Annotated in this window: 12 protein-coding genes; 10 read left to right on the top strand and 2 right to left on the bottom strand. The window is 37.3% G+C overall.

Annotation, left to right across the window (positions count from 1 at the left end; translation table 11 throughout):
- The first annotated feature begins 6 nt into the window (after positions 1-6).
- Both V6C17_RS04085 and V6C17_RS04080 read left to right on the top strand, forming a co-directional pair.
- Positions 7-3,405: a PAS domain-containing hybrid sensor histidine kinase/response regulator gene (locus tag V6C17_RS04085; RefSeq protein WP_333521268.1), complete on the top strand. Its 3,399-nt coding sequence runs from the start codon at positions 7-9 to the stop codon at positions 3,403-3,405.
- A gap of 27 nt (positions 3,406-3,432) precedes the next feature.
- Entirely contained in the window at positions 3,433-3,840 is a 408-nt protein-coding gene (locus V6C17_RS04080) for a response regulator (RefSeq protein ID WP_333521267.1), read from the top strand.
- Positions 3,841-3,960: 120 nt separating this feature from the next.
- On the opposite strand, the gene V6C17_RS04075 is transcribed toward V6C17_RS04080, so the two are convergent.
- Complete coding sequence (locus tag V6C17_RS04075) at positions 3,961-4,950, bottom strand: asparaginase (RefSeq protein WP_333521266.1); 990 nt, start codon at positions 4,948-4,950, stop codon at positions 3,961-3,963.
- Between the two features lie 116 nt (positions 4,951-5,066).
- Positions 5,067-5,567, bottom strand: a complete 501-nt coding sequence (locus tag V6C17_RS04070; protein ID WP_333521265.1) for a hypothetical protein — start codon at positions 5,565-5,567, stop codon at positions 5,067-5,069.
- A gap of 108 nt (positions 5,568-5,675) precedes the next feature.
- Between V6C17_RS04070 and V6C17_RS04065 the strand changes: the two genes are divergently transcribed.
- The 8 genes from V6C17_RS04065 to V6C17_RS04030 all read left to right on the top strand — a co-directional run bounded on the left by V6C17_RS04065 (position 5,676) and on the right by V6C17_RS04030 (position 13,662).
- The gene (locus V6C17_RS04065) at positions 5,676-5,945 is read left to right on the top strand and encodes a hypothetical protein (protein ID WP_333521264.1); all 270 of its coding nucleotides are present in this window, start codon (positions 5,676-5,678) and stop codon (positions 5,943-5,945) included.
- A 157-nt stretch (positions 5,946-6,102) separates the two neighbouring features.
- The gene (locus V6C17_RS04060; RefSeq protein ID WP_333521263.1) at positions 6,103-6,888 is read left to right on the top strand and encodes an EFR1 family ferrodoxin; all 786 of its coding nucleotides are present in this window, start codon (positions 6,103-6,105) and stop codon (positions 6,886-6,888) included.
- A 47-nt stretch (positions 6,889-6,935) separates the two neighbouring features.
- Positions 6,936-7,376 carry a MarR family winged helix-turn-helix transcriptional regulator gene (locus V6C17_RS04055; RefSeq protein ID WP_333521262.1) on the top strand — a complete coding sequence of 147 codons (441 nt, stop codon included), beginning with the start codon at positions 6,936-6,938 and terminating at the stop codon, positions 7,374-7,376.
- Positions 7,377-7,519: 143 nt separating this feature from the next.
- Positions 7,520-8,071 (top strand): glutathione peroxidase, encoded by a 552-nt coding sequence (locus V6C17_RS04050; protein WP_333521261.1) that lies wholly within the window; start codon positions 7,520-7,522, stop codon positions 8,069-8,071.
- Between the two features lie 267 nt (positions 8,072-8,338).
- Positions 8,339-10,027, top strand: a complete 1,689-nt coding sequence (locus V6C17_RS04045; RefSeq protein WP_333521260.1) for a methyl-accepting chemotaxis protein — start codon at positions 8,339-8,341, stop codon at positions 10,025-10,027.
- 175 nt (positions 10,028-10,202) lie between these two features.
- Positions 10,203-11,372: an acyltransferase family protein gene (locus V6C17_RS04040; RefSeq protein WP_333521259.1), complete on the top strand. Its 1,170-nt coding sequence runs from the start codon at positions 10,203-10,205 to the stop codon at positions 11,370-11,372.
- A 350-nt stretch (positions 11,373-11,722) separates the two neighbouring features.
- Positions 11,723-12,397, top strand: a complete 675-nt coding sequence (locus tag V6C17_RS04035; RefSeq protein ID WP_333521258.1) for a response regulator transcription factor — start codon at positions 11,723-11,725, stop codon at positions 12,395-12,397.
- A 2-nt stretch (positions 12,398-12,399) separates the two neighbouring features.
- Positions 12,400-13,662: a sensor histidine kinase gene (locus V6C17_RS04030; RefSeq protein WP_333521257.1), complete on the top strand. Its 1,263-nt coding sequence runs from the start codon at positions 12,400-12,402 to the stop codon at positions 13,660-13,662.
- Positions 13,663-13,734 lie beyond the last annotated feature (72 nt).

Genomic DNA, 13,734 nt, shown 5'->3' with positions numbered 1-13,734 from the left:
AAATGTATGATAAAAGAGTATCTAAAAAACCAGTTCGTTATGACGACCCTAAATTCAATAGGTGATGGTGTCATCGTAACTGATACTCAAGGGATAATATCATTTATAAATTACCAAGGTGCTAAAATTGCTGAGACCAGCGAAGTTTTTGCTATTGGGAAAGGCCTTTATGATGTACTTAATATTATAAACTTGCATACAGGTGTACCAGTCAGAAATATTATTGAAAAATCCCTTAAAAGCGATTGCACAGTGGGACTTGAAGATAATTCTGGAATGATAAGTAAAGAAGGAAAACTTATATATCTTTCAGCAAGTTGTTCACCATTAGTGGATAATGGGAAAAGAATTGGCATAATCTTAACATTTCGCGATGTCACAAGGTTTAAAACATACGAGCTTAGGTGTAAGGAGCAAGAGCAGAGTCTTCAAAGTATATTTGATGCTGCGCCTATTGGTGTAATGACTCTAGACAGTCGAGGAAAAATAAGGCGGGCTAATAATGCCGCGCTCCAAATGATGAATAGAAAGTTGGAAGAGTCATTAGATAAGCTGTTTGGTGATGCCTTCGGATGTACGAGCTGTTTTACAGATATTAGAGGATGTGGTTTTAGCCCAGAGTGCAGTGAATGTATTGTTAGACAGTCAATAAAAGTAGCCGCCGGGGGCAGGCAAGGGCCAGAAGCTGAGTGCGAGAAGGAACAGAAGGTAGGCAATTCTCTCCGGAAGATTTGGCTTAGAGTAGTAGCTACGCCAATAGTTGTAGGCAGCGATAGGCAGATTGTCTTAACCTTTATTGATATAACGGCCAACAAGGAGCGAGAAATTACAGCAGAGAAATCGCGTGATTTTTTCTTCGGAATTTTTGATAAGTTTCCGGCGCTTATATGGCGAACTGGTATGCATCATGAAGGCTTATATGTTAATTCATACTGGGATAACTTTACGGGGCATCCAGTAAGTAAATTATTAGGAATTGGGTGGCTAGATTATATACATCCTGAAGACCGAGAATCTTACGTTACGTCATTAAATGCGGTTCTAGAAACGCAAAATACCCAGGAGAATGAAATAAGGATACTTAGTAAGTTGGGTACCTATGGGGCATTTCATTGTATAACTAGGCCGTATTATAATCCCGATGGCAAGTTGGAAGGACTAATCGGGATGGCTGTTGATATAACAGACCGAAATCGAGCGGCAGAAGTTCTTCAGCGCTATAGAATTCTTTCAGAACATACGCGTGACATCATGCTTTTTATGGATGGCAACGGCAATATAATAGAGGCAAACCGGGCTGCTGTTGAAGCGTACGGATATACTTACGAAGAACTCATTTCACTCAATGTTCGCAACCTACGGAGGTCAGATAATAAAGTAGAGGAACATATGAATGAGGCACGACGTAATGGTATAACTTTTGAAGTAAATCATTATCGAAAAAATGGCTCATGTTTTCCAACTGAGGTTAGTTCTAGGGGGATAGGTACGGGCGAAAATAGCATACTGCTTAGTGTAGTACGGGATATAAGTGAAAGAAAAAAGGCTGAAAAACTCATCATTGACAGCAAAGCTCAGTATAAATCGCTTTTCCAAAATATGAATAGCGGCTTTGCCTATTGCCGAATCTGCTTGGAAAACAAGGACTATATAGATTACGAGTATCTAGAAGTGAATACGGCCTATGAGACACTGATGGGAACACGAAAAGAGCATCTTATAGGCAAGCGCTTTTCGGAAGCATTTCCTGAGTATTTAAGGGTTTATCAAGATCGAATAAATATTTGTAAAGAAGTTGCCTTAGGCTCAGACAGTCGGGAGATCGAGCACTACTCAAAGATTTCTCAGAAATGGTTTTCAATGTCTATATATAGCCCGGAGAAAGGCTACTTCGCTTTTATACTTAACGATATTTCTGAAAGAAAACGTGCTGAAGCCGAGATTAATAGAGCGATAGAAGCAGCAGAGTCTGCCAGCCGAACTAAAAGTGAATTTTTAGCTAATATGAGCCATGAAATTCGCACACCTATTAATGGGATCATGGGTATGATTGATTTGACCCTTATGACCATTCTAGACAGAGAACAAAGAGATAACCTTGTCACAGCTAAATCATGTGCTGATTCTCTGCTGGCGGTAGTGAGTGATATTTTAGATTTTTCAAAGATCGAAGCTGGGAAACTCAGACTCGAAAAAATTAACTTTAGTATTAAGGATCTTATTCAAGAAGTTGTTAGGACTAATTCGCCGCAAGCGGCTGCGAAAGGATTGGAGTTTAACTACATGTTATCCTCCGCAATACCGACAGTACTTCTTGGTGATCCTACCCGCCTGCGCCAAGTTTTTAATAACTTGCTTAGCAACGGTATAAAGTTTACTGAAAGTGGCGAAGTGAACCTATCCGTAGAAATGTGTAAGCAAAGAGGCGAGGGAATTGAACTTTTGTGCGCAGTTACTGATTCTGGAATCGGCATAAGAAAAGAGGATATGAACAAATTATTCCTGACTTTTAGCCAAGTTGATGGTACTATTACTAGAAAGTTCGGAGGTACTGGTCTCGGTCTTGCCATCTCTAAACAGCTTGTCGAGATGATGGGAGGAAAAATATGGATGGAAAGCGAATATGGTAAAGGGAGTACTTTTTATTTCACTATTCGCTGTGATATAGGTGTTCAAACATACGAAAAATTAGAACCTGCTTATATAAAAGCCAAAACCAGCAACCCTAAAAATATTTTAGTTGTCGAAGATAATGAAGTTAACCGTGCACTTATTGTTAGAATGGTTCAAGGAATGGGGCATTTTGCGGATTCTGCAATACACGGTCTAGAGGCTTTAGAAAAGCTAAAAATGTCGTCGTATGATCTTATCCTCATGGATATTCAAATGCCAGTCTTGGACGGTATTGAAACTACTAAGTGCATTAGAAGCCTAGAAGCTTTTGGAGGACCACGAATCCCGATAATAGCTGTAACTGCGTATGCTATGCAGGGAGATCGTGAGCGTTTTATGGGGCTGGGCATCGATGAATACATTTCTAAGCCGGTTGATATTAATGTACTATTTCATAAGATCGAATATATTACTAATGCCTTGCTGACAAATGATTCTTTGATACGATTTGACCATAATGGCAATCCGTATGTTGACTTCAATGGGGTTAATCGGAGTGAGGATACCCATCAGGCAGGTAAGCTAGGAGAACTATTAGCTAAGATGGTGTCCGCAGCTACAGCAGATGATATTGACATGATAGAGAGTACAGCACATCATATTAAAAACTTTGCAAATAAGGCAGGGTTGGACGAGTTGAAAGACCAAGCTTTCAAGGTAGAACTGGCGGCTCGTCGAGGCAACATGGTACAGGCTAAGAAGTTTATTTCGATAATGAGTTCTATATTCTAAAATGCTTTAATTAAGGAGGGGAGTATAATGAGGATTCTAATTGCAGAAGATGATTTGGTTAGTCGAAAATTTTTGTTGAAATTTTTATCACAATATGGGGAATGTGATGTCACAGTTGATGGACTAGAGGCTTTAGATGCTTACCTTCTTGCACTACGTGAAGGCGAACCATATGATTTAATTTGTTTAGATATCATGATGCCCAAAGTCGATGGTGTAAAGGTACTAAAAACGATACGTGATTATGAGAAACAAAAAGCAGTCCCTGATGAGAAAAAGGCAAAAGTCATTATGATTACTGCCCTTGCCGAGACTGAATATGTTAAAAATTCGTTTGAAATCGGTTGTGAAGCATATGCTGCTAAACCTGTCGATACAGTAAAACTAACAGAAGTGCTGAGAAAACTTGGTTTTAGCCCAATAGCTAACCAATAAAATGAAAATGGAAATGACCTTAGTCTATTGGGACTAAGGTCATTTTTGTTTAACATTTTTAACGCTAATTAAACTTACTTTAAACCGGCCACATTCTTTATATATTGAGTTTTTTCTGTTTTAATAAGTCCAAAATATATCTTGTATTTTCTTAACGTCCTTAGTTTTAGTCAATGCAAGCATTAATAGTATTCTGGCTTTCTGGGGGTTTAGCGTATCGCTAGCAATGAATTTATAGAGGTCATCATTTACGGCCCCGTTTCTTGTAACTAAACCGTTGCCGACCCTAGTGCTGCGAACAATAACTACTCCGTTATCTTGCACTCTCTTAAAAATCTCTTTTATGTTATTAGACATATTACCGTTTCCTAGTCCCGCATAGATAATGCCAGACGTACCGTTTGCTGCTGCTGATTCGACCAATGTACCGCGATCACCGACGTATCCATAGATAATATCAACTTGAGGTAATTCAGAAATGGTATTAATATCAAATTCAGTCATATATGTGTGCTTTCTTGTCGGCATGCGGTAGAAATGGGAATAGTCATCAACAATATAGCCGAGATATCCTAGTTCAGGGGCTTTAAAGGTATCTTGGAGCGCAGTGTTAGTTTTAGTTACATCACGACTGCAGTTTATCGTATTATTCAGGGCAACTAGAACTCCTTTACCTTGAGCTGAAGGACTAGACGCTAGTATGATCGCGTTGTAAAGATTCATAGGGCCATCCGAGCTTACCGCGGTCGCTGGGCGCATTGCACCTACAAGAACTACTGGTTTAGTGCTATGTAAGACTAAGTTTAAGAAATAGGCGGTCTCCTCAAGTGTATCTGTTCCATGAGTTATTACAACACCATCAATATCAGGCTGATTTAAGAGCGCAGCTACTCTCTTAGCAAGTTTTAGCCAAATTTCATGTGTCATATCGGCACTATCTATTTGCGTTATTTGTTCAGTTTTTATATTTGCAATATTCTTTATCGGTCCGAGTTTAGCAACTATATCATCAATTGGCAAAATGGCAGAGTTGTAGCTGGTTGTTACGGTTGATGATTGGGATACACCAGCAATGGTTCCACCTGTCCCAAGAATCACAATGTTCTTCATTTTACCAATCCTTTCACAAGTTAGTACTAGCTTATAATAACATAGGACAGTAAAATAGCAGTTTTATATCTATTTGTCTAGTTGTCAAAATATATTTAAAAGTGGTAAATGCATCATCATTTGTCAGATGAATAGCGATATTTTTCAATTATGTCCTGGGAAATTACTCGGCGTACCCCAGGAGCTAAGGTGCATAATAGATTGGCAGGCTTAATAACTCCCATAATTTGCCCAATGGTATTAAATATCGTATTACTATTCATGCAGTAAAAATGCTGCCACAGATCAGGATAAGGAAGCCTTAGGGAGTTAATTTCCGGAATTGATTTAAGTGCTGCCTGCCACACTCTTTTAGTATCATTAGTTATGCAAGAAACTTTCGGTTGGTTTTCCTGTATAGACCACAAAATATTCGACCCATGAACTACTTGCAGAAGATCGGACGAGCAGCCGACAGCTTTAGTTAAACCAGTTATAGGATTAACCGCTAAACCGTGGATTTGTTCAACTATTTTCTTTTTTTGATCAACAAGTACCCAGAAGTTATGCGTAAATGGAGTATAGGCTATTTTAAAGGCACGCGCTTCTATACACCAGGAAGTTTCAGACTTATTCACGTTCAATCACCTTTTTTGTTTAAATTATGACGGGGATTGATTAGGAGCATTAAAGAAGCTCGAACGGAAATAATAAGAATAAATAATTTTTAGCGGGGGGAGTATTTTATGCCAAATATCGAAGATGCACTTGATAGGATACGAGCACTCGAATGCCCTACAACGGCGATCAAAAGGAGAGTTGCTGGGATCCTGCTATATTATGAAGTTGCGAACAAAAGTGACATAAATGTTATTAGAGAACACAGCTTAGATAAAAATGGAGCTCGCGGATATACTGCCAAAATATCAGGAGACAATAGTCTAGACATTGTAGTTTTAGCTAGATCTGGCCAAGATGACTATGTAGCTAAGGTAGTAGACGCATATTTAAGTTAGTGAATAAGTAAGCAGCAACTAGTTCTAGTATGGGACTTAGGTTGCTGCTTTTATTATTATAGCTAATAAACTTGACATAATTAAGAGAATTGATATAATGATTTTGTAAAATTAAATTTAATACAATTAAATTTTAGGAAATAGAAGGGAAAATATTATGCTTTTTACAATCTATTATTATTCAAACACGGGTAATTCTTTGCATGCAGCCAAAAAACTTGCTGAAAAGCTGCCAGAGTGCAGATTGGTATCTATGACGAGTAATTCGCAAAAGCCTGTTGCCGATACAGAAGGGATTGGTTTTGTTTTTCCAACGCATTATTTCGGCGCTCCGCCTGTCGTCCTTGAATTTATAAAGAAGCTTAAGCTACAACAAGCAAAGTATGTTTTTGCTGTCGCATCTTGTGGCTTTCGCCACATAAATAGTTCTTTAAACCAGGTCGACAAGGTTCTAAAGGAAAAAAACAGCAAATTGGATGCTGGTTTTCATTTGGAGATGGTCTCAAGTTATATACCACTCTCAGATATTCCGCCAGCGGACAAAACGGAAAAGAGATTGGCTGACGCCGATAAAAAAATAGCTGACATTGCCAATACTATTTCTAGTAAGGAAAAGAAGGTTAGTGCTGAGTTTTTACGTCTTCTTTCGAGAGTAATAAATAAATATTGGTTAAAAAATCTTCTAAGTAAAGCACCAAAAAAGTTTTCGGTTTCACAAGCCTGCACTTCTTGTGGTATATGTAAAAAGGTTTGCCCAACTGATAATATATTTATGGAAAGCGGCAAGCCTAAATGGGGGAAAGATTGCCAAGAGTGCCTGGCATGCCTGCATTTCTGTCCTGATAAATGTATAGAGTTTGGCAAGAAAACAATTGGCAGGAAGCGATATCACCATCCCAAAGTTTCGGTTGGAGAAATAATTGCCTCAAGGAATAAGTTATAGTTACTTTATAATTCATTACAAAAAAATATGAAAGTGTTGCTGATAGTATGGATAAAGATGAAATGTTAAAGCTTGATAATCAGTTGTGTTTTGCAATATATGCCTGTTCCAAGGAAATAACGAGGATATATAGGCCTTTTTTAGAAGAGTTAGGAATTACCTATACTCAATATATTACGCTCTTAGTTCTATGGGAAACACCTGAAATTACGCTAAAGGAGTTAGGTGAAAGACTCTACTTGGATTCAGGGACACTAACCCCTTTACTCAAAAAAATGGAAACTGCGGGCTTGATAAGCAGGCAGCGAAGCAAGGAAGACGAAAGAAGCCTAATTGTTAAATTGACTGACAAAGGCAAAGAATTAAAAAAGCAGGCATATGATATACCTCAAAAAGCCTTTTGCAGTACCCAAATGAGTATTGACGAAGCGATATCTTTACGTGAACAAATTCATAAGGTCCTTAATAGACTGCCTTCAGCCAAGTGACTGAGGGCAGTTTGGCTGATACCTTATCATCTAGCTTATTAAACTATTCTAGATAGTTATTACAAAGAATTGATAAAATCATAGTATATCTGCAAAGTTTTAAAATAATACTAAATATTGACAATTAATAAGGAGTGAGTTGCATGAGTATATATGATTTCAAGCTCAAGTCAATCCAGGGTCAAGAAATTTCGATGTCTCAATACAAAGGTAAGGTTTTAATTATCGTCAATACGGCGAGTAAATGCGGATTTACTCCCCAATATGAGGAACTTCAGGAATTATATAAGAAATATCAGGCTGAAGGCTTAGAAATTCTTGGTTTTCCTAGTAACCAGTTCGCCGAGCAAGAACCTGGCAGCAATGAAGAAGTTCAGAACTTTTGCAAAATTAACTATGGTGTCAGCTTTCAGCTATTTGAGAAAACCGATGTACGAGGCAAGACAGCACATCCCTTGTTTGAATATTTAACTGACAAAGTACCATTTAAAGGCTTTGATTTGAACCACCCTATCAGTGAAAAATTGAATTCTGTTTTAAATGAGAAATTTCCAGAATTACTAGAAGGTAATGATGTCAAATGGAATTTTACAAAATTCCTAGTTGATCGCCAAGGTAATGTAATAGGTAGATATGAGCCAACTACGTCTCCCTTGAGTATGACTAAAGATATCGAGAAACTTTTGGGTCTATAAACAATAAATAATTTGGATAAAGAAGGAACATAAACTCTATTATTGAGTTATGTTCCTTCTTTATATGAAGCTAAAAAATAATACAAAATAGACACAACTAATAATCGTTATCCGTTGACAATAAAGTGCGATAGGGTTTAGAATTAAATAAGAAAATAAACTATATTAACAATAATTAATAAATATTCAATAATATGTAAACAGGAAATTTGTCGAAAAATGTAGAATTAAATAAAAAAGCACAGCGTTTTAAAAGGAGATGTAGTAATGAATTTAACAATTGGCCGCAAAATTACAGGTGGATTTTTAATTGTAATTGTTTTATTTGGTATCATGAGTTTATTTACATATAGTAAGATAGGACGATTAAATGAAGATGCAGAACATCTTACCGACATAAGTCTCAAAAAGGTCGAACTAGCTCAAGGCTTTGCTACAGATTTAGCGAATGAAGCTGTGGCTATGAGAAGATTTAACTTTACAGGTGATCTGGCGGATATTGAAGTTTTTAACCAATACAAAAATGACTCTGATAAAAAGCTTAAAGAATTAGAGCAGGTTTTCACAACGGACAAAGCTAAAGCTGTTATGCAAGTAATGAAAAAAGAAAAAAGCGAGTATGAAGACATTGCTGCAATGTCAATTGAAGCAAAAAAAGCAAACAAACTTGATCAAGTCAGCCGATATATGAACGAAGCTGGTAAACCTTATAAGAAGGCTATGGGTGCCTCACTAAGTTTGGTTGAGTTAGTAAAAGAACTAGTTCATCATGAACAAAATAAGCAATTAGAAAATGCGAATACTACCCAAAATATACTATTAATTGTAAATATTGTAGTAGCTGTTATCGCTATAATTCTGGGTCTGGCTGTTAGCCGCAGCATTGCTAATCCCACAAAGCAGATCGCAACTATGGCTTCACAAATAGCCCAAGGTGATTTAGCTCAAGAGGATATTAATTATAATAAATCTGATGAGATTGGACAGCTTGCTTTCGCTTTCAATACAATGAAGGCGAATTTAACGAAATTAATTCAGCAAGTTGCAAGTTCAGCTGAACAGTTAGCGGCATCGTCCGAGGAGTTAACTGCTGGAGCAGAGCAGTCGGCTCAGGCATCTAACCAAGTTGCTGTTGTAATAACAGATGTTGCTCAAGGTAGTACATCTCAAGTGCAGGCTATTGATGAGGCGAGTTTATCGGTAGCGGAAATGTCGAAAAATATTCGGCAGGTTGCATTGAACTCTGAGCAATTGGTAGCGATGTTTCAGAAGACTTCCACTGCAGCCTTAGATGGAAGCGTAGCAGTGGAAAAAGCTATCAAGCAGATGGATAACATTAAGCAAAAAGTTGAATCATCTGGTTTTGTTGTGACAAAACTTGGCGAAAGTTCTAAAGAGATTGGTCAAATAGTCGATACTATTTCTGGGATAGCTGGACAAACAAATCTCTTAGCTCTAAATGCTGCTATCGAAGCTGCCCGTGCAGGAGAACAGGGCCGGGGATTCGCAGTTGTAGCAGAAGAGGTAAGAAAGCTAGCCGAACAATCAAGACAGGCAGCGCAGCAAATCACAGGCTTAATAAATGAAATCCAAACAGATACAAGCAACGCAGTTTTAGCAATGGCGGAGGGGACTCGTGAAGTTATGCTTGGAAATGAAGTAGTTGACTATGCCGCTAAGTCCTTTAGCAATATTTCTTTATTGGTTGAGCAAGTCTCATCCAATGTTGATGAGATTGCAGTTGCAACTAAGCAAATGTCAGTTGGTAGTAATAAGGTTGTTCAAGCTGTTGCAACAATCGGAGAAATAAGTAAAAGAACTGCGGAACATACTGAAACTGTTTCAGCAGCTACACAAGAACAAGCTGCTTCGACTCAAGAAATAGCAGCGTCAAGTCAGGCACTAGCAAATATGGCTGAAGAATTGCAATTTAACATCCGAAAGTTTTCCATATAGAAAATTTTAGTAATTAAAAGGACTAACTTATATTAGTCCTTTTATAATTACAATATATTGAAATTTTGTTGAACAATAGAATAAAATTAACAAACTGCCCCTTTAGACAAAAAGTTTATTACTGGTTGATGTAAGATAAAATAAGGTAATGAAATCTGTGGTTAGAGGTGTAAGCATGAAAGATAGTCCAGTAATCACTAAAATGAATTATAGCACTAGAGTTCATTTTTTAGATAATATAAGGGCGTTTATTATTTTGTTAGTAATAGTATTTCATGTTGCGATTGGCTTTATGGATCCGGCACCACAGTGGTGGTATGTAGTGGACACACAAAAGAGCCAGCTATTTAATATTTTTGTGATGAATACCGACGTGTTTATCATGCCAATTATGTTTCTCATAGCAGGATATTTTGCGTTGCCAGTGCTTAAGCGCAAAGGTACTTCAGATTTCTTAATAGGAAAACTACTGCGTATTGGCCTTCCATGGATAGCTGGAGTATTAATTTTTGCGCCGGCAATAACTTACATGATATGGTACAGCCGTACCGATACTCCTCCGAATTATCTTTTTTATTTAAAGACGATATTCTTCACTGCCGGAACCTTTAATCACGCACACTATTGGTTCTTAGGTGATTTAATGTGGTTTTTTATGGGACTTGCAATTGCGGTTAAAGCATATCCAGCATATCTTCATATAAAGACCGAAGGCAGGAAGCCCTCTATTACTTTGTTTATCTGGTTTAGTGTGGTTACTGCAGCAGCATTTTTTATTCCGAATCTCTTTTTTCATGCAGATGCTTGGTATAGCAGACTATATGTTATCTCATTTCAACCGACACGACTTTTTATTAATTTCAGTTATTTCTTGTTAGGCATTTATGCTTGGCGACATCGGTGGTTTACTGATTTGGGGTACAGCCCGCATCTCGGACGATGGAGTATTGCATTTTTGATAACTATCATAATGTTTACTTATTATCGGATTACATATATAAGTCCTGCTTCAATAGAATTAAAAGCAGGCCATGCCGCTCTTCATTCTCTTTTCTGCTTAACGGCTGTTTTTAGTCTTTTAGCCTTTTTTAAAAAGTACCTTAACACCGATGTTTATCCATGGAAAAATCATTCTGGCAACTCGTACATTATCTACTATATTCATCAATTAATTGTGCTGCCAATAACTTATATTGCGCAAAAACTGATATATCCCGTTGGGGTAAAATACCTTATTGTTTCGGTTGTTTGTGTAATACTATGTTATTACTTTTCTTCATTACTAAACATAATTTTTAGAGTAGATAGTGCAGAAAGGCACCGATTGAGACAAAGTCAAAGGTGAAATATGGAAGCGCAAACGCGGTGATCTGACTTAGATCACCGCGAATTTTATTTCAATTATTAATTGAATATTAGCAGTAGAAGTCATTTTCAAAAGAAAAATTAAAAGAAGCCTTGTTATAATAAGTGTAACAGATACCTTTATCAGAGGTTATCAGAGGTTATCAGATTGAAATGATAAATGTTTTATTTAGACAATATAAGTTAGTAGTGACAGAAAGGAATTTTTACAAGGTTTAAATGAGGGCAATATAGTATATTTAACAGTAGTAAATAATCAAAATGACGAGTATTAAGATTTATAAGTACTGGCAGAATATTTATGTTGCTATGGGTGAAGGAGGATATACAATGAGAATTTTAGTTGTTGAAGATGATAATGTGCTTAGAGAAGCTGTTGTAAGCCTTCTTAAAGAAGAACATTATATCGTAGATGAAGCTGCGTCAGGTGACGAAGGCCTATATGCTGCCGAACAAGGCATTCATGACTTAATTATATTAGATATTATGCTGCCTGAGATAAATGGTTTAGAGATTGTAAAAAAACTAAGAGCTAATAATTGTACTATACCTATATTATTGCTAACTGCACGAGATAGTGTTGATGACCGTGTTGTTGGATTAGAGTCGGGTGCTGACGACTATCTTGTGAAACCTTTTGCGATCAGAGAATTACTTGCAAGAATAAAGGCTTTAATGAGACGAAAAGGTAATATTGTCTTGGAAGGGGCCTTGAGCTATGGTGGTATTACTTTAAATAGTAAGGTGCGAGATGGTTTGGTGGGGGGACAGCCGTTGGGGTTAGGCGGCAAAGAATATGATATGTTGGAGTTTTTCATTTTAAACAAGGAACAAATCCTCACCAGAGATCAGATTTTCGATCGTATTTGGGGATATGATTCTGATGCTGCCATTAGCATTGTTGATTTATATATTCACTATCTACGTAAGAAGCTTGTTCCTGTAGGATGTGATACCCTTGTACAGACAGTGCGTGGGGCTGGCTTTATTTTGAGGGAGAAGTAATAATGTTTAATAATACGCTTCGCATGTTAACAGCATTAAACTCCCTCGTATTTCTACTGATTTTTGTTGCTTTTACCTCAACTTTATACGGTTATTTATCTTTCCGTTTATTTGATCGAGTAGATGATGCCATGATGCACCAAGCTTCCTCATTTAGGCTGCAGACTCCTAGAATAGGAGGAGGAGGCCTGCGGGTACTTTTTGATCCACGGATTTTTATTTTACTGCGCAGTGAAGACGGCCGAATTTTAAACCCGAATCCATTTCGGGCTGATGAGGCAAGCAATCTGCAAGAAATAGCTGCAACCATAAAGACAGATAAAATACAAACAAAAAGTTATGAAGATCATTATTACCGGATTATCAGTGTTCCATATAAATATGAGGAAAAAAGACTCAAAAACGATCCTAGTTTCTTGATATCAGAAGTAATCGCAGTAAGTATTGTAGATTCTGAAATTCAATTGCTTAACAATCTGTTTTGGATAACAGTTGGCGGCGGTATCTTGGGGGTAATCAGCATATTATTTGCAGGCTATTTTTTAGCTAAACGTGCAATGATTCCGATTCAAGAAGCATGGGAAAAGCAGCAGCAATTTGTTTCTGATGCCTCTCATGAATTAAGATCTCCAATAACAGGAATCTACAGCAATGCTGAATTGATGCTCAGACACCCGGATCATACTGTTGAGCAAGAAAGCCACAGAGTAAATACAATTATGAAAGAATCAAAACGGATGACTAAACTAATATCTAGTCTCCTTACTTTGGCCCGAGCTGACGCTAATCAGGCTGAATTACAGCTTGAGACTATAGATATAAGTGAGCTTATAGAGGTAGTTGTAGAGCGGTTTAAGGCCATGGAGGAATTGAACAATATCAGCCTAACAAGTGATATCCAAGCAAATATAGAAATAATGGCGGATAAAGATCGTATTCATCAGTTGCTTGTAATAATATTAGACAATGCTTTTAAATACACACCTGCTGGCGGGACCATTAATATTGCCTGTCTTAAACAAGATAAGCAAATCTTGATAAGTGTTCAAGATTCAGGGGTCGGTATAGCACCAGAAAATCTGCCACGTATATTTGATCGTTTTTTTCGTGAGGATAAGTCGCGATCGCGTGACAGCGGTGGAACGGGACTGGGGTTAGCAATAGCAAAATGGATTGTCGTACGTCACGGCGGCAGAATAATAGTAAAGAGTGAACTGGGCCGAGGAACTAAAGTTACCATATTAATTCCTGTCGCAAGAGTATAAGGATATTAAAAATTTATTGAATCATCCCCTAAAAAGGTCTAGAATGGGATTATCAATAATTAGAGGTATTTG

Origin of the sequence: Dendrosporobacter sp. 1207_IL3150, assembly GCF_036763085.1 — a bacterium.
GTDB lineage: Bacteria > Bacillota > Negativicutes > DSM-1736 > Dendrosporobacteraceae > JBAIYU01.
This window is presented reverse-complemented; position numbering and strand designations above follow the sequence as displayed.